Genomic DNA, 16,026 nt, shown 5'->3' on the forward strand with positions numbered 1-16,026 from the left:
GGGTCACTCCGCCGGTTGAGGCGCGGAAAGGCCTGCGAGCGCGGGAACGGGATGATCGGCAACCCGTTCGTCGGCCGGCTGATCGGCCGTCCGTATCGTCATCCAGATGTTGTAGCATGCGACCAACGCGCCGATCAGGAACAGCAGGCCGCCGATAGCACGAGCGATGTAGTAGGGACGCATCGCAACCAGGGTGTCGACAAAGGAATAAGCAAGCGTTCCGCTTTCATTGTAGGTCCGCCACATCAGCCCCTGGATGATGCCGGAATTCCACATCGCGAAAACGTAGATCACCGTTCCGGCAAGTGAGAGCCAGAAGTGCACTTCCACCAACCTGCTCGAATACATCCGCTTGCGCTTCCAAAGCCACGGCACCGACGCATAGATCGCGCCGAAAGTAATCATTGCGACCCAGCCGAGCGCACCAACGTGCACGTGGCCGACGGTCCAGTCGGTATAGTGCGACAGCGAGTTGACGGAGCGAATGGCCATGAACGAGCCCTCGAACGTGACCAGGCCGTAGAACGCGGCCGCGGCCATCATGAAGCGCAGGGTCGCGTCGTCGCGCACCTTGTGCCAGGCGCCATTCAGCGTCAGCAGCGCGTTGCCGGCCGATGCCCATGAAGGAACCAGCAGCATGACCGAAAACGTCATGCCGAGAGTCTGGACCCAATGCGGAAGCGCGGTGTAGTGCAGGTGATGCGAACCCGCCCACATGTACATGAAAGTGATGCCCCAGAAGCTGATGATCGACAGCCGATAGGAGAAGATCGGGCGGCCGGCACGCACCGGAAGGTAGTAGTACATCATGCCGAGGAAGCCGGCGGTCAGGAAGAACGCGACCGCGTTATGCCCATACCACCACTGCGTCATCGCATCCTGGACACCAGAAAATGCCGAATAGCTCTTGGCCTGACCGATTGAAACCGGGACGGCGAGGTTGTTGACGATGTGGAGAATCGCCACGACCAGGATGAAGGCCATGTAGTACCAATTCGACACGTAGATATGCGGCTCCTTCCGGCGAGCCAGTGTGCGCAGATAGATGATGAAATAGGTCACCCACACGATCACCAGCCAAATGTCGGCATACCATTCCGGCTCGGCATACTCCTTCGACTGCGTAACGCCCATCAGGTAGCCGGTTGCGGCGATGACGCAGAACAGGTTGTAGCCAAGCAGAACGAACCACGGACTCAACTGGTCCGGGAGCCGCGCACGCGAGGTTCGTTGCAACACATAGAAGGACGTGGCGATCAACGCATTGCCACCGAAGCCAAAGATCACGCCGGAGGTATGCACCGGACGGAGGCGGCCGAAGCTCGACCAGGCGGCGTCGAATGTCAGGTTCGGATTAACAAGCTGCCATGCAATCCAGTCACCGACAAAAAGGCCCGCGACGACCCACACCATAGCGAGGATTATCCCCATTCGGCTGGGATCGTCGAAATAGCGGTCGAGCCGGCTGTCGTCAGGCTCGGGTGCATAGTAGCCGGAAATGACGCCGAACGTGCCGGCGACGCCGGCAAGCAGCACGATGGCGCCATGGACGCCTAGCGGGTCGCCGTGCCCGGCAGTTCCCATCGCTAGTCCACAAAAGGAAATCGCGAGTAAGATAATTAGCGCAAGTTGCCGTTCGTTTTTTGTGAGCTGGGCGACCATCCTGGAGCTCCAAACGAAAGGGGATGCCAGCAGTCTTCTTCAAAACCCTGAAGTGCCGCTTGACAGCCATTTCACAACTTTCAATTATCCTACCACTGCAATACAACCCAGAGGCAACATCCGGACGCGTCAGCGCATTCACACATACGCTTTGGCGATGTCACCAGCAGGCCACCTCTGCCGCTTCCACTCTTGATCTAAATCAAGTGTCAACGCACTTCGCTGCGGCGCACTCAGCACAGCGACGCCTCGACAAGCGACAGGCAATACCGGTCACATCGGGCCGACGCCGAACGACGCCGAAATAGTTATTCTTGTCTGACTGACATTGAGCCGCAGATGGCCGCACCGATCGATCAGAGCGAATAGTCAACGCCGCTGAGGGTCGGCGCGGAGCACCGTCTCAATCGTCGTTGTTCGATCAAGTCTGCCAACTTTGGATTCGACTCCGTCGGCTCGCAACAATTCGCGCACGCCCCCATGGGCCCCGATGATACGCAGGCCGATTTTGTGCCCGACAAGTTCGCCATGGAGCTTGTGCAGCATCTGCGCTCCCGCGAGGTCCATGTATGGCGAAGCAGAGAGATCACAGACAATCAGGCGGAGCGTGTGCGGGTCCGCTTGCCCGAGACGGGTCAAGACCGCTTCCATAACTACGTCGGCATTGACGTAGATCAGCGAAGCTTCGGGACGAAAAACGACCACGCCGGGCAGCGGTTCATTCTCGGGGTGACGCGCCAGGTCGGAAAAGTTGTTGGTACCGGGAATACGGCCGAGGAAGGCGACGTGCGGACGTGACACCCGGGCGAGCAGCAATAGTATTGAAGCTAGTGCAGCAAGCAGGATGCCCTGGAGTATCCCAAGGAGCAGGACGGCCCCGAGCGCGATCGCCGCTGCGTAGAAGTCCAGCCGGCTCAAACGCCACATGCGGAGCAGTGCCGGGAAGTCCAGCAAACCATACACCGCGGTCAACACCACGGCCGCCAGCACCGCCTTTGGAAGATTTTCCAGCAAGCCAGTCAGAAAGAGCAGGCAAAGCGCTAGGGTGATCGAGGCAAAGACCAGGGCCAGCGGTGTGCGCGCACCCGCCTTATCGTTCACCGCCGACTGCGAAAGCCCGCCGGCCACGGGATAGCCATGCCCCATTGCGGCTGCGAGATTGGCTGCGCCGAGGCCGAGAAGCTCTTGCCTTGGATCGAGGGCGTAGCCGTGCTTCGCGGCGAAGGTGCGAGCAGCCGAAACGCTTTCGATGTAGGCCAGCAACAGGCAACCAGCGGCCAACGGAACAATTCCCTCGACATCGCGCAACCTCAAAGCTGGACCGCCCAGGGTCGGCAGACCGGCCGGGACTTCTCCCGTCGTCGGCACCCCGAGCGCGGGAAGTCCGAGTATCGTGGCAGCCACAATCGCCAGCGCGACGACCCCGAGCGCGACGGGCTTTCCCGGCACCAAGCGCTCGCCGAGCACAATTAGTCCGACCGCTATAATACCAACCAAGAGAACAATGTATTGCACTTGGCCGATCTGCGCCGAGAATGCCCATGCCCTGTCAAAAAAGTTATGCCCCCCACCTCCAACGCCGAACAGACTTGGCAACTGGGTCATCGCGATGGTTAGGCCCGCGCCAGCCTTGAAGCCTACAAGGACACTGTCGCTGATCAACTTCACCAGCGTGCTCAACCGAAACAGCCAGGCGATCACGCAAAGGGCCGCGACCGTGAAGCCTGCGAGGCTGGCAATCTGGAAGTAGCGCTGCGCGTCGCCATCAGCCATTGACCCCACCGTCCCGGCAATCATGAGTGAAATGGCGGAAGTCGGTCCGATCGCAAGCTGGCGCGAAGATCCGAGCAAGGCGTATCCCAAACCACCAAGCATATAACCATAGACGCCAACTTGCGGGGGTAGACCCGCGAGCCCCGCGTAGGCCAGGGACACCGGAATTCCGTAGGCGGCCAGAGTTACTCCAGCGACGACGTCGCTGAGTAGCCAGGATGGCTGGTATTCAGCCAACCAACGGGACGGCGGGAATCGCCAAAGCCAAATTCCCGGACGTCTTGGCAGACCCATCATGCGGCACCCGGCCATGCGCAGGCTTACTGAAGCGAAATTCTGATGCCACTCCGATTCGCCGCAAATTCCAGGCCCGTTGTGAGCCCCTGCAACGAGATCGTCACGCCCTTTGCATTCGTCATGTGAACCCCGCCGGCGCCACCGACCAATGCGCCGCTGCCGCCCACGGCGTCGTAGGTACCGGCAAAATCCTTCATTTCGCGTAGCCCGGAAACATGTCCCGTGAGTCGCATCGCTGAGACGCCGGCCGTAATGCCCAGGCTCAAGCCCGAAACCCGGAAAGGATAGTCGCGACCGCGGTATGTCAAAACTCCGCGTCCTCTACCCGCACCGACGATCAGGCCCGCCTTCGCGAACACGACGCTAACTTGACCCATCGCTTGCGCTTGCGATGGTGTCGGCGATCCAGCGACGAACAGGACCAGCATCGCAAGCCCCGCTGCACATTTACCCATCGCACTCGCGCCCCCGAATTCGTCAGCGACCCGGTACGTCGACCTTTTTCCAGGTCTGGTCGGGATCGAACCACATCATGCGACTGACAAGCCTCATCGTGTAGTCACCCAAATCTTTCTGGTAGACAGTGCCGGAATGATTCACGAGGAAGGTCATTACGCCTGAGTTGCCGTACTCCGCAGGATAGGCGAGAAGCGCATATCCCCCGATCATCTTGCCCTTGACGACGTAGTTCAGCGTGCCGCCAGGGGCATTCGGCCCTTGCTGCGTCAGGATCCGATAATAGTAGCCGTGATACGGCGTGCGCCCTTCCCCGGCCTTGTATCCTTCGGCCGAGGCCTGTGCGACGAATTCGCCGAGCGGACTTGCATCGCCATCAGATGCGGGCCAGTAAAGACCGTCTTTCTTGCCGGACGAACTGACGATGCGCTGCGCATAAACGCCGGGACCGGCCCCGGTGCGATCCTTTTCCGCATACTCGTTCTGCGCATCGACATAAGCGAGGCAGGTCTGAATCGCGTCCAGTTCGTTGCGTCCAATACGCCGGTACAGGATTTCAAGCCTGCCAGCAGCCGTATCGAATTTCCAGCCGGCCTTCTGGCGGGTAAGCGGAATCGGGAGCGGGAAGTCGTCGGCTCCCACGACCAGAAAAGCCTTGTCGCCTTCGATGATCACATTGTGCTTGGCGTCGTAAGCCCGTACGAACCGTTCCCGCGCTTCGCGATCCGCCACTTCATCTCCGGAGAACATGATGTCCTCCGCATCCCGGCCGAGCACCTTGCGGACATCTCTCGTGGCTCCCGATTTGATGGCAGTGGCAAGGGCTGTCGCACCATCCTCCGGTGTCTTGAAGACTTGCTGAGCATTGGCGAACGACATCGCGAGCAGCAGAATGACGGCTGCCATGACAACGGCGGCGTGCGTCCGACAGCCTAGTGTCAACCGAAGCTTGCTCATCGTTACATCCTCGCGCGTATGGGGATCTGCGCGCCGGTTGCGAGCCAATCCTTGTAGGTGAGGAACTTGATTCCGAGCCTGTCGTAGTGAACCCGGAGATAACCGTCGTCGCCGCGCGTCACCGCGCCAGGCATGACCGTCTGCACTTCCTGCGCCATGACGCCGACATGGGCCTTGTCGCTGCCGAGATAGCTGAAGCGGTAATAGCCGAGGCCGTTGTCCAGATGCCCGAGCAGGACGACGTCGTGCTTCAGCGCGATATCGGAACGTCGGCCTCCACCTCCGCCGCGACCGCCGCCAAATCCGCCGCCTCCGCCGCGGAAGCCGCCGCCGGCAAACGCTGCACCGCCGCCGCCACCGCGGAAGCCGCCGCCAGCCATGCTTGCGCGTGACACACCGGCGCTGGCAAAGCTTGCCTGGCCACGGGCAGAATGAGCATTGGCTGCCCTGCCCGACGACACGTTCCTGATCGCCGTATCGCGCCCGGCCTTGTTGCCCGCGCTACCGGCACGGCTGCGGTCGGCTGTCTTGGCGCGATCACCTCCTTTGGCACCATCACCTGCCTTAGCCCGATCACCTGCTTTGGCGCGGTCACCTCCCTTGGCACGATCACTGGCTGCGCGGTCACCAGCCCCCGACCGATCGGCGCCTGCGCGATCGCCGGCACGATCACCCGCACCGGGACGATCCTTTCCGGCGTCGAGCACCTTCTGGCCATCGCGGCCGCGGTAATCCATCCGATCGGCGGCGCCGGCCCGCAGGTTGTTGTTGCCGAATTTCTGCTGAACGCCGGCATTGCTGTATCGGACGCCCTGACGGTGCGCCGGATTGTGCTGCCAGTTATTTCCGATGTTGGTCGCCCTGTTGTAGTGATTGACGTAGAGGTTGCGGTTACCCCAGTTGAAGCCGCCGCCCCAGTAATTGCCCCAGCGTCCGATCGCCCAGCCGGCGCCAAACGCCAGCCCTGCGGCAATCACGCCGGCGCCGATATAGGATGGATAGCCGAAATAATACGGCGGATATTCCGCATAGGGCCAGTCGCCATAGACCGTCGCGGGATCGTAGTAGGGAACGTAGACCGTATCGGCTTGGGCTTGCTCGATGACGATCACCTCCTTGTTCTCCTGCTGCTGAACGCTGACCTTCTGCTGCTTGTTGGTGACGAGCTTGTTGCGCGTGTGCGCCTTTGCGCGCAGCCGCTGGACCGCGTCCATCACGTCGGGCTGCTGCGCCAACACGGCATCGCCAAGATTCTTGGTCCAGTCGATCTTGTCGCTCATCATCGCGAGAACATCGGGCGTACCGGCCAGCGCCTTGACGCTGTCGTCCCATGCCTGCTTTTCGACCGCTGCTTTGAGAGCATCGCCTTTCAGGTTCTTGTTGGCCTTCACCCAGCGGTCGGCCTGCACGGCCTCCAGAGGATAGGTCGAAGCCGCCAGCACATTGGCGAGTAACTCATCGGGGTAAAGCGCGATCGGCGCGACCAGCGCATCGAGCTGCTCGGGTTTCAGCAAGGTCTGCTCAGGCTCCGGCGATTTGATATCGGTGGCCTGCGCCGCCGCCATGCCCGGAATAGCGATCATGATCGCTAATGCCAGCAGAATTTTCCCGCAACGCAACATAGTCGTGTCTCCATTGCCGATCGGGACAAGCCAACGACCGAAACGGCACCGCACCTTTGATCAGGATCAAAGGTCTGGGTTCGACGCGAACGGCGTGGGTCGATTGGGGGCGGCTGCGCTTGATTAAGCCATCGCCTTGCCGCCGGACCGCGCGGCCAGCAGCGTCCGGCGATCATGAACGAGGCTCTGAAGGCGGTGCGCAGCCACGTTTAGGGTGGTGACATCAAGCGCGTTTTCGTCCCCGGCCGCTGCCTTCACGCGCTGCATCTGGAGGACCTTGTCGATCTCACGCTCGATCTCAGACAGCTCCGACTCGCCATCCGCCGTTCTTATGCGGCGACCGAGGGCATAGAGTGAATCCAGCGCTTGTTCGCTCTTTCGGGGTTCGCCTTCGCGAAGAAACTTCCACGCCGCCGCACCCACCGAGACCAGTGCGCCGAATATCATCGGGGCCAGAAAGATGGCGTTTCCCCATTTGTCGAGGAAGCTCTCCTGCGTGCCGTTGTAGAAGGCGGCGGCACCCGGATGAACCGGCAGATACGCATCGGAATCGGTGCTCGGCGCGGTGATCTGCGCCAGCATTGGCAATTCGCCGAGCAGGTCCCTGCGCGCCTTCATCAACGCCTCCGCCAACGCGCCGGCCACATCGTTGTCGAGCTGCTTGCCGGATACCACGTAGAACGAAACCCTAAGCGTGGTCAGATCGTCGCCAGGAATTGGCGGCGAGCCCCGCAGCGTTCCTTTCGGAACATCGAAGCTTTCGTAAGCGCGGTGTTTCTCCGCAATGGCGCCGGCCGCATCGATAGGGATAAGGACCGGCGCCGTCTTGGGGTTCTGCAGAAAGAAACCACGCAGCAGTGCCAGGTATTTCTCAGCCAGCGGAACGACGATCAGGAGTGCGCGCACCTCTTTGGCTTCGAGCGCGCGCCGCGTCTCCGCCGGCGCGAGGTTGCGGAATGACACATTGGCGCGGCCAAGATCGTACTCCTCCGTCAGGGCGCTGACGACCTTCCGGTTCATTTCGCCGCCGACCACGCCGACGGTGGCGCGCTTCAAGCCGGCAATGTCTGTTATCGAGGATCCCGGGGGTGCAACGAGCAATACGACGGCGCGTGCAAGGACAATAATGGCCTGCGCCTGCGACAGGTCGCCGACATCGCCGCGCACGACGGCGAGATCGGTCTTGTTCGACGAAAACATGTCGGCCGCCTCCAGCGCGCTGGTCGTTTCCAACAATTTGAGACGTACCGGCGCATTCGCGGCAGTGAGCCGGCTTGCCAGAGCCGACATCAGTTTCGTGGCCTCCCCGTCCAGCGATCCGACTGCAACGGTCAGCGTCGTCGGATGAATATACCAGCGGTAAGCGAACAGAGACGCTCCCGTCACCAGAACGACGACGCCTGCGACAAGGACCATCCGAAGCCATGACGGCATTCTGATCGAATCCATACGGCCTCACCTGCTCACGGCATCTGTCAGTGGCCGCTCAGCACCAGCGTCTTGATCGGCAGCAACAGAGCCTGGATTCGCAGCAGCATGGCGTGAACGAGCCCGACCGCATCGATCGCGTGCAATCCGAAGCTCTTCGCCGTGCTCAGCTTGCCTGAGGAGATCAGCTCGTGATTGCTGGTGTACGCGTTGACGATGCAACTGCTTCCTGCAGTCACGCCCTCGAGTCCACCCTTGTAGAGCGGCTCCAGGAACACAAGAATCGTGCCCGGCCTTGCCGCCTGCTGCGCATCGATGAGTTGCTCTCCCCCGCGGAACTGACCTGCCGCGATATAGTCCTGAACGCCGGTCACGACCATCGGGACGATGGTCCATGGCTTGGAGATGCACGCCGCCTCGGCCACCATGCCGACCTTCATCACCTGGGCTTCGATCTGTCCGAAGCCGGCCTGCAGCGAACGCTGCCCTGCTCCTTCCGGAATCAGGATTCCAGCGGGCCGCATCAGCGGATTGACGATATCACCGGTGCGAAGGAAGAACTGTTCCACGCGGCCGTCTACGCCGGCCCGGATGAAGGTCTTGTCATAATCGACCTGCGCCTGTGCCAGCGCGGCTTCGGCACTCGCCTTCTCAGCCGGCAGGAGAGTTGAGACGCGCAACTCGGCGGATTGTTTTGAAGCGTTGGCCGCATCCAGCGATCCCTGCCGTCCGTCGACCATGACCTGCAGCTTTTCGATGTCGCGCTGCGGCACGATCCCCGGGTTGCGCCGTTGCAGCTCGCTCTTCACTTGCAGCTCATCCTGAGCCTGCTGAACGGCGCTCTTCGCCTCCTGTATCTGGCCTTCTGTTTTCAGCACTTCCACTTGTGCGGCGACCAGCGCGGCATCGACTTCGGCGATCTTCCGCCGGGCCGTCTCCAGCGCCGCCTCCTGCTTGGAGCTATCCAGCCTGAAGATCACGGTGTCCTTGGCCACGGGGGCGCTGTGTTGAAAATGGACCTCAGCGACACGTCCAGACGCCTCGGGGAGGATCGGCACCGTCCGGAAGAACAGGGTCGCGGTGTTGCTGGAGGGGTGGAAGTAGAAAATCAGGGTAATGAGCGATATCGTGAGCATCAGGCAAGCGACGATGCCGTATCTCAGTTCGAACCAGACCGAAAAGAAGGTAATCTCCTTGCCGATACGCTTGCCCTGTACGAAGCGGCGGTACAGGTAATCCGGCAGGATCGTGAGCATGGAGCAGAGGATCAGCTCAAGCATGGCCGTGCACCTCCTTCTTCAGCGCGCGCGGTTTCGGCTCTTCCGGCGCCGCGAGGGGTGGAGCGTTGCCCACCTCGCCAGCGACAACATCGTCTGACGAATTACCAGCGATCCTCTCGACCGAACCTGCGATGCTGCGCAACGGCGTGCTGAAGTCCGGAAGGTCGATCAGCGCAAGCAACAGAGCTGCGATCCAGAACAGGTGCACATGCGTGAACAGCGCCAAGAGCCCCAGAACAGCAACGATTTCGAACTGCAACTTCTGCGACTTGTGAGCCATTCGCTCGGGCAGCGAGTGCAGTTTCAGATAGAAGTTGCCAACCGACAGGACGGCGACAATCAGGAAGACACCCATCACGACCATCCAAACGTCCGTGTCGCTGGGCGCCGTGATGAAGCCGGGCAAGTGGTGCGGAGCTAGTGGATGAAGCTGATCGCTCAAATTTCCCTCCACTTCTTGAGCCACGAGTTTGGTCCCAGACCCGGCGCCCCCCTTAAGTCCCACCAATACTGAGCGGCAGCCGCGCCTGACCCTTGATATGAATCAACCCGCCCGGCGCTCGGCCTGCTCGTCGACGGCAACAATGATCAGATCAGACAACGGTGGTAGCTGATCGCCATGTCCTCGATGCCCGGAAATATCCTCGATATCTTGTTCGGCTCGAGCATCTTGAGGCTGAACTGGACGTTGGAAAGCATGATGTCGGTCGCGCAGCCCGCGATGATGTTCACGGTGCCGCCATCCTCCTTCTTCGTCTTGATCTTGCAGCGGGCAAATTTTCCCCTGAGACGATCGGCTTCCACGATGAAGCCGCCTCCGTGCTGATCTGACAGTGCGGTGAACTCAATCCGCTTCGCGCGTCCCCTCCTGACGAACACGTTGGGGCATTCGTGCTGGTGGCCCATGCCCCGGAGAGATCGATGGCGCCTGCCTGCCTCGGACCACACAGACCCGTAACCATTGCAGCGGCCACTGCGAACTGAAGTAACCGGTTCATGCCATGCCCTCAGTTGAGCCCGGGCGCTGCCGCAAATTGAAATCGTGCGGCGTCGCAAACGCTTGATTTGGATCAAAGGAACGCTCTCGCCGCAGACGTTAGCTATCGGCTCAGGCGCGACGGTCATTGAGGAAGGATCAGCCATGCCCGCGAAAATCGACGATCTGCTGCCGACGGCAAGGGAAATCCAGAAGCAAGCCGCCCTCCAGGAGGCTGAAAGGGCCGAACAAGATGCGCGCCGGGCGGCCGCGGCCGAATCTGAAAAGCGCAAGCTGATCGAAAAACTGAGCAAGCCGTCGGGCCTGACCGAAGACGAAAAGGTCAAGCTTGCCTCGACAGTCATCCAGCGCGCGGTACGAAATGGGCTGACCGAAGTTCAGGTCTATCGGTTCCCCAACACGCTGTGCACTGACAACGGCCGCGCCATCAATCAGCAGGAGCCAGGCTGGGAAAAGACGCTTACGGGAATAGCGCAGGAAATCTTTCAGCTCTGGTCGGACTACCTGAAGCCGCGTGGCTACCGTATCCGATACCAGATCGTCGATTTTCCGGGAGGCGTTCCGGGTGACATCAGCATTGTGATCGCCTGGGGCGAGTGATTGCCTTTCTGCCGCACGAAACGAGTCATGTCATGTCTGACGACCAAGCGGTTTCGACAAAATTGAAGCGGAAGGATTACGAGAAGGAGCTGCGGAAGCTCCAAGTTCAGTTATGCCATTTGCAGGAATGGGTGAAGGAAAAGAAACTCAGGGTCATCATCCTGTTCGAAGGCAGGGATGCCGCCGGCAAGGGCGGCACGATCAAGGCGATCACCGAGAAAGTCAGCCCACGCGTGTTCCGCGTCGTGGCGCTCCCCGCGCCTTCGGACCGCGAGAAGACGCAAATGTTCATGCAGCGCTACATGCAGCATTTTCCTTCCGCCGGCGAAATCGTCATCTTCGACCGCAGCTGGTACAATCGCGCGGGCGTCGAATATGTCATGGGCTTCTGCACTGAAGACGAGCACGACCGCTTCCTGTCTCTCTGCCCGCAAATCGAGCAATATGTGGTGGAAGGCGGCATCATCCTGATCAAGATCTGGCTTGAAGTGGGGATGGATGAGCAAGAGCGGCGCTTCAGGGCCAGGCTCGATGATCCGCTCCGGCAATGGAAATTGAGCCCTATGGACATCGAATCCTATCGCCAATGGTATGCATACTCGCGCGCACGCGACTCGATGCTCAAGAAGACGAACTCAAAACATGCGCCATGGCTGATCATACGCTCCGATGACAAACGGCGCGCGCGGCTGAACTGCATCGCGCATCTGTTGACGGCCATTCCGTACAAGCGAGTGAATCGTGACAAGATCAGGCTGCCGAAGCGTTCTGACAAAGGCCGATATGACGATCAGTTGAACCTGCGCGGCGTGAAACACGTCGCCGAGCAATACTAGGCAAACGCTACAAAGCTCTATTAGGGTTGAGTTCCAGCGCAATTTTCGCGCGCATCACGCCTGGCCGTGACTGGGACGCGCTCGACGCGCGTCCCCCACAGAGAATCATTGCATCGCGATGGTAACGCCGCCCACGGCAGCCGACGCTTCCACACCGACTCTAGGTCCGCTGAGCTGCAGGATGACTCCTTTGGCGTTCTGCAACTGGACTCCGCCGGCCCCGGCTGCAAGCGCGCCGCCGGCGCCAACGACCGCGTAAGTACCCGCCAGATCGCCGGGGCTGCGCAGGTTCACTGCCCTGCCCACGAACTTCGTGGTCGAGGCGCCTATCGTGAACCCGACGCTCATACCCGACACCGTGAAGGGGTAGCGCTTGCCGCGAAATGTCAGCACACCCTCGCCACCTCCGACACCAAGGATAAACCCGCCTTTGGTGAACACGACGCTAACCGTCCCGTTCTCCGCCCGTACCGGCGTTGCAACGGCGGCAGAAGTCAGCATTCCAAACAGGGCTAGCACGATCGATCGCCTGCGATACATCATCATTCACTCCTGGAGGGTTTGAGTCCCGGGCCGCGGCCCGGAGCTGACATTGCCAACTTGGCTAGTGCTCCTGACGGTCCTTAGGCTCCGTCATCGTGAGACGCGCCTATGCCAGATGAGGCCGCTACCTCCGTTGATCCAGATCAATGTCGAGGCCGCCATTGCGCTGTCGAGCAAGCCGGAAGACAGCCCGGCAGCGAGAAGCCGGCCGGCCAGGAGTTCGCGTTGCGTGGCCAGCGCGCGGCGCGTAGTGTTTGCGACGGCAAACAACCTACGCCGCCTTGGCCACGACCTTATCAATCGGCTCGATCAGGGACTTCGCACGGAATGGTTTTGTAAGATATGCAATGCAGTCGGATTCGATTGCGGCCATGCGAACTGCGGGACTGTCATTGGCGGTAATGTAAATGACTGGCAGGGAAATGCCCGCCGCCTTGAGACGATATCGCAGTTCGATTCCAGATTCGTTGTTCAGGTCGATGTCGAGAACCACGCAACATGCCGACTCGAAATCGTCGTGATTCTGGAACTCCTCGGCGGACGAAAACACGACGCTGTCGTAACCGTGTTCGCGTAGCAGCCGCTTTAGCCCCCTGAGCGTTCCAAGGTCATCATCAACGACAAAGACGACATTCCGATTCCGCAAGATTGTTATCCTGTCCTCACGCCTTGAACGTCTTTCCAAGAGACGATCGGGAACCTGTCGGCGTCCGCCGAAGCCGATCAGGTCGTGGCTCCCCCGACTCACCACGCTATTTTGGTAAGCGCTGAGCCCCGCATTTTCTATTGTCCCATGGGACAATGCGAACTCAAATCCTGTTGACGACTTTTCAGTTCGTTTGTTCGGTACCCGACAAATCTTTCAAAATGCCGGCCCTCTCGGCAAAGGAGACCAATTCGGCAAGGGACTGCACTTGCATCTTCTCCATCACCCGGTGGCGATGGGCCTTGATCGTGCGCTCGGTCGCGCCCAATGCGTTGGCAACCTGCTTGTTGGTCTTGCCGCGAATGACGAGTTCGAAGACTTCGCGCTCGCGCGGCGTCAACTTCGCAATATGAGCGCGCACAACGTCGAGCTGATTTCTATGGCCCCGCATTGCCTCGTGGTGAGCCAGGGCCCGCTCGATTGCAGTGAGAAGCTGTTCCGACGATACCGGCTTGGTGAGAACATCTTCTGCGCCCGCCTTGATGGCCCGCACCGTGGTCTGTACATCCGCGTAACCCGTGAGAAACACGATCGGCAAGATCGAGCCGATTTCGCTCAGACGCCCCTGCAGCTCCGGCCCGCTCAGTCCGGGTATCCGCACGTCAAGCAGAATAACGCCCAATTCGCTCTCGTTCGGCAAGCGATCGAGCAAATGCTGGGCCGACGAATAAGTTGCGACCTCGTATCCCGCCTTCCTCAAACGGCGCTCGATAGCCGTCCGGAAGGAATCGTCGTCGTCAACAATATGCACGCGCCCCGTCAATGGATCCCCCTACGATATTGCTAGCGGCAGAGATAAGCGAAACACCGCGCCACCTTCTCTTTGATTTTCCGCCCAGATACGTCCTCTATGCGCCTGAACAATAGTGCGCGAAATCGACAGGCCAATTCCCATTCCTTGCTTCTTGGTGGTGAAGAAGGGATCAAAGACTTCATTCAACTTTTCGGTCGGAATCCCGGGCCCTGAATCCAAAATCGATACGACTGCGGACGATCCGCCATTCATCTCGGTTCGTCCAATCACGGCCCGCCCTTTTGGTATTGCGGCCATCGCATCCATGCTGTTCACGACCAGGTTCATGATAACCTGTTGAAGCTGAACCTGATCACCCCTCACCTGAATCGGTTCTCCAGACGGCTCGAAGTACAGTGCAACGTTTCGAGCCGACGCCTGGATGGCGAGGAATTCGAATACATTGCGCACGGTATCGTTGAGGTCGATAGCCTTGTCCTCAAACGGCGCCCTTCTCAGGAAGCTGCGCATGCGATGGATGACCTCGCTGGCGCGAATGTCATCTCGCCTGATGTCGGCAAGAATTTCCTTGACCTCGCTCAAGTTTGGCGACGGAGAGTTCAGTATCAGTTCTGCCGTCTCGGTATTGGTCAGAATTGCACCGAGCGGTTGATTAAGCTCGTGCGCGATCGTAGACGACAGTTCCCCGGCTGTCGCCTGACGGTGCGCATGGGCCAGCTCGGTAAGGCGATTCCGCGATTCGCGCTCGGCATTGGCTCGTCTGTGCCGCTCGTGCAGCAGAATCGAAATCAACCCAGCCTGTATCAACAGCACGGCCGCGACAGAGAGCGTCTGCCAGCGGTACTTCGCCCACATACTTGGTTCGCGAAAACGAATTTCACTTCCGGAAGGCAGGTTGGACTCGCTGACCCCCCATCGCTCCATCTGCAGCCAGTTGAAGATCGGCTTCGCCGCATGGGATATCGCTACGGGAATACTCGACGCTGGTTCTCCGTGCAGAATCCGCAGCGCCCGCTTTGCGGCGTCAGCGCCAATCAAACGGGGAACGATGACAGGACCGCCAATGCTGCCCAGTGCGACAAGCGGCTCCGCCGCAACAATAATCGGTCGATTCGCCTTCTCCGCAACCAGTTCAAACGCTTTGGCGGGCGAAAGGTAGATGCCCTCGCCATCGGAATACATTGCGGAATAGATGATGGCGCTGCGCGCGGGAAGAGCTTCGACCCTCTTCCGCACTTCCGCCATCGTCGCGCCGACGAGATCAATGACATTCAGTCCTGCGGTGGCCTTGGGCACCTCAAGGCCCCAACTGCTGAATACATTCTGGCGATCCCAATGATCGCCAACAAAGACGACGGTTTCGAGATCAGGCACCACCGCTCGCGCGACGCCGATTGAATCGGCAAGTCGCGTCTTGAGAATGCTGCCCGTTAAGTCGTTCGGCAATTTCAGCCGGGCGTGGTCGGCCTCATCGACCATCCCAAACACGATGGGAATTCCCGGCCATAATTCATCCCTCCAGCGCAGCACAAGCTTCAGGGCCCCGGAGCCCATCGTGACGATAGCGCCGATATCCTTATCTCGATATTTCTCGCTGAAATGACGGCGCAGACTTTCGTGATAGGCATCGCCGTCAAAACGGCTGAGATCGAGACTTTCTGAGAAAATCGTGGTGTGAGCGCTGGTATCGGCGTCGATCCCGGCGCGAAGCCCAGAGAATATCTGAAGGAAAAAAACTCCCGTGGATTGGGATTGGTCCAGAACAAGTATCGATCGCGACCGCCCGTCTTGCGCCGTCACCGGGAGCGAGGTGAGGACGAGAGCTACGCAAATCGACAACGCACTGATCCGCGCAATCATCGCATCAGAACCGAAGTTAGGCTCGATGAAGATTATCCCCATCCTCGCCGAAACAAAAAATAAACCCAAGATGCTCGCCGAAGCGTCGTCTACATCTTCGAAAAATTTCTTCGTGACGTGTCAGGCTCTGTCCTCCCAGACATTGTCCCATAGGACAATGACCCTCGATACAATAGCCCACCCTACGTGGTCTAGTTTAACACATTCCCGGGAGTCGCCAGCCATGCATTTTTTAAGGCCCTTGGTGGGGGTGAT

General features: G+C 59.8%; 15 protein-coding genes. 2 read left to right on the top strand and 13 right to left on the bottom strand.

Annotation, left to right across the window (positions count from 1 at the left end; all coding sequences use genetic code 11):
- Positions 1–3 precede the first annotated feature (3 nt).
- The 9 genes from ccoN to GWE18_RS22045 all read right to left on the bottom strand — a co-directional run bounded on the left by ccoN (position 4) and on the right by GWE18_RS22045 (position 10,381).
- Complete coding sequence (gene ccoN / locus GWE18_RS22005; protein WP_275187789.1) at positions 4–1,662, bottom strand: cytochrome-c oxidase, cbb3-type subunit I; 1,659 nt, start codon at positions 1,660–1,662, stop codon at positions 4–6.
- 369 nt (positions 1,663–2,031) lie between these two features.
- Positions 2,032–3,729, bottom strand: coding sequence for a SulP family inorganic anion transporter (locus tag GWE18_RS22010; protein ID WP_275187852.1), 1,698 nt, complete (start codon positions 3,727–3,729; stop codon positions 2,032–2,034).
- A 26-nt stretch (positions 3,730–3,755) separates the two neighbouring features.
- On the bottom strand, positions 3,756–4,160 hold the full coding sequence (locus GWE18_RS22015; protein ID WP_275187790.1) for a hypothetical protein: 405 nt from the start codon (positions 4,158–4,160) through the stop codon (positions 3,756–3,758).
- Between the two features lie 49 nt (positions 4,161–4,209).
- Positions 4,210–5,067, bottom strand: a complete 858-nt coding sequence (locus tag GWE18_RS22020) for a DUF2950 domain-containing protein (RefSeq protein WP_342804281.1) — start codon at positions 5,065–5,067, stop codon at positions 4,210–4,212.
- 80 nt (positions 5,068–5,147) lie between these two features.
- The gene (locus GWE18_RS22025; protein ID WP_275187791.1) at positions 5,148–6,767 is read right to left on the bottom strand and encodes a DUF3300 domain-containing protein; all 1,620 of its coding nucleotides are present in this window, start codon (positions 6,765–6,767) and stop codon (positions 5,148–5,150) included.
- 123 nt (positions 6,768–6,890) lie between these two features.
- A complete protein-coding gene (locus GWE18_RS22030) occupies positions 6,891–8,216 on the bottom strand; it encodes a TAXI family TRAP transporter solute-binding subunit (protein ID WP_275187792.1) in 1,326 nt (441 codons plus the stop codon).
- Positions 8,217–8,242: 26 nt separating this feature from the next.
- Positions 8,243–9,475, bottom strand: coding sequence for a biotin/lipoyl-binding protein (locus GWE18_RS22035; RefSeq protein ID WP_275187793.1), 1,233 nt, complete (start codon positions 9,473–9,475; stop codon positions 8,243–8,245).
- Positions 9,468–9,917, bottom strand: a complete 450-nt coding sequence (locus GWE18_RS22040) for a hypothetical protein (protein ID WP_275187794.1) — start codon at positions 9,915–9,917, stop codon at positions 9,468–9,470. The genes GWE18_RS22035 and GWE18_RS22040 overlap by 8 nt, the downstream gene beginning before the upstream one ends.
- A 146-nt stretch (positions 9,918–10,063) precedes the next feature.
- A complete protein-coding gene (locus GWE18_RS22045) occupies positions 10,064–10,381 on the bottom strand; it encodes a hypothetical protein (protein ID WP_275187795.1) in 318 nt (105 codons plus the stop codon).
- 235 nt (positions 10,382–10,616) lie between these two features.
- On the opposite strand from GWE18_RS22045, the gene GWE18_RS22050 reads away from it, so the two are divergent.
- Positions 10,617–11,072, top strand: a complete 456-nt coding sequence (locus GWE18_RS22050) for a hypothetical protein (RefSeq protein WP_275187796.1) — start codon at positions 10,617–10,619, stop codon at positions 11,070–11,072.
- Between the two features lie 32 nt (positions 11,073–11,104).
- Entirely contained in the window at positions 11,105–11,908 is an 804-nt protein-coding gene (gene ppk2 / locus GWE18_RS22055; protein WP_275187797.1) for a polyphosphate kinase 2, read from the top strand.
- Positions 11,909–12,013: 105 nt separating this feature from the next.
- On the opposite strand, the gene GWE18_RS22060 is transcribed toward ppk2, so the two are convergent.
- The 4 genes from GWE18_RS22060 to GWE18_RS22075 all read right to left on the bottom strand — a co-directional run bounded on the left by GWE18_RS22060 (position 12,014) and on the right by GWE18_RS22075 (position 15,840).
- Positions 12,014–12,409 (bottom strand): hypothetical protein, encoded by a 396-nt coding sequence (locus tag GWE18_RS22060; protein WP_275187854.1) that lies wholly within the window; start codon positions 12,407–12,409, stop codon positions 12,014–12,016.
- Between the two features lie 313 nt (positions 12,410–12,722).
- Positions 12,723–13,253: a response regulator gene (locus tag GWE18_RS22065; RefSeq protein WP_342804282.1), complete on the bottom strand. Its 531-nt coding sequence runs from the start codon at positions 13,251–13,253 to the stop codon at positions 12,723–12,725.
- Between the two features lie 28 nt (positions 13,254–13,281).
- On the bottom strand, positions 13,282–13,920 hold the full coding sequence (locus GWE18_RS22070) for a response regulator (protein WP_275187798.1): 639 nt from the start codon (positions 13,918–13,920) through the stop codon (positions 13,282–13,284).
- Positions 13,921–13,929: 9 nt separating this feature from the next.
- The gene (locus GWE18_RS22075) at positions 13,930–15,840 is read right to left on the bottom strand and encodes an ABC transporter substrate binding protein (protein ID WP_275187799.1); all 1,911 of its coding nucleotides are present in this window, start codon (positions 15,838–15,840) and stop codon (positions 13,930–13,932) included.
- Positions 15,841–16,026: the final 186 nt, after the last annotated feature.

The organism is Bradyrhizobium sp. CSA112, from assembly GCF_029051645.1.
In the GTDB taxonomy this organism is placed as follows: Bacteria; Pseudomonadota; Alphaproteobacteria; order Rhizobiales; family Xanthobacteraceae; genus Bradyrhizobium.

Bases quoted from the DNA above. Each gene is read 5' to 3' on its own strand.
- GWE18_RS22030 (WP_275187792.1), bottom strand. From the start codon at position 8,216: ATGGATTCGATCAGAATGCCGTCATGGCTTCGGATGGTCCTTGTCGCA.
- GWE18_RS22025 (WP_275187791.1), bottom strand. From the start codon at position 6,767: ATGTTGCGTTGCGGGAAAATTCTGCTGGCATTAGCGATCATGATCGCT.
- GWE18_RS22060 (WP_275187854.1), bottom strand. From the start codon at position 12,409: ATGCTGACTTCTGCCGCCGTTGCAACGCCGGTACGGGCGGAGAACGGG.
- GWE18_RS22050 (WP_275187796.1), top strand. From the start codon at position 10,617: ATGCCCGCGAAAATCGACGATCTGCTGCCGACGGCAAGGGAAATCCAG.
- GWE18_RS22045 (WP_275187795.1), bottom strand. From the start codon at position 10,381: ATGGGCCACCAGCACGAATGCCCCAACGTGTTCGTCAGGAGGGGACGC.
- GWE18_RS22035 (WP_275187793.1), bottom strand. From the start codon at position 9,475: ATGCTTGAGCTGATCCTCTGCTCCATGCTCACGATCCTGCCGGATTAC.
- ccoN (WP_275187789.1), bottom strand. From the start codon at position 1,662: ATGGTCGCCCAGCTCACAAAAAACGAACGGCAACTTGCGCTAATTATC.
- GWE18_RS22020 (WP_342804281.1), bottom strand. From the start codon at position 5,067: ATGTCGTTCGCCAATGCTCAGCAAGTCTTCAAGACACCGGAGGATGGT.
- GWE18_RS22015 (WP_275187790.1), bottom strand. From the start codon at position 4,160: ATGCTGGTCCTGTTCGTCGCTGGATCGCCGACACCATCGCAAGCGCAA.
- ppk2 (WP_275187797.1), top strand. From the start codon at position 11,105: ATGTCTGACGACCAAGCGGTTTCGACAAAATTGAAGCGGAAGGATTAC.
- GWE18_RS22010 (WP_275187852.1), bottom strand. From the start codon at position 3,729: ATGGGTCTGCCAAGACGTCCGGGAATTTGGCTTTGGCGATTCCCGCCG.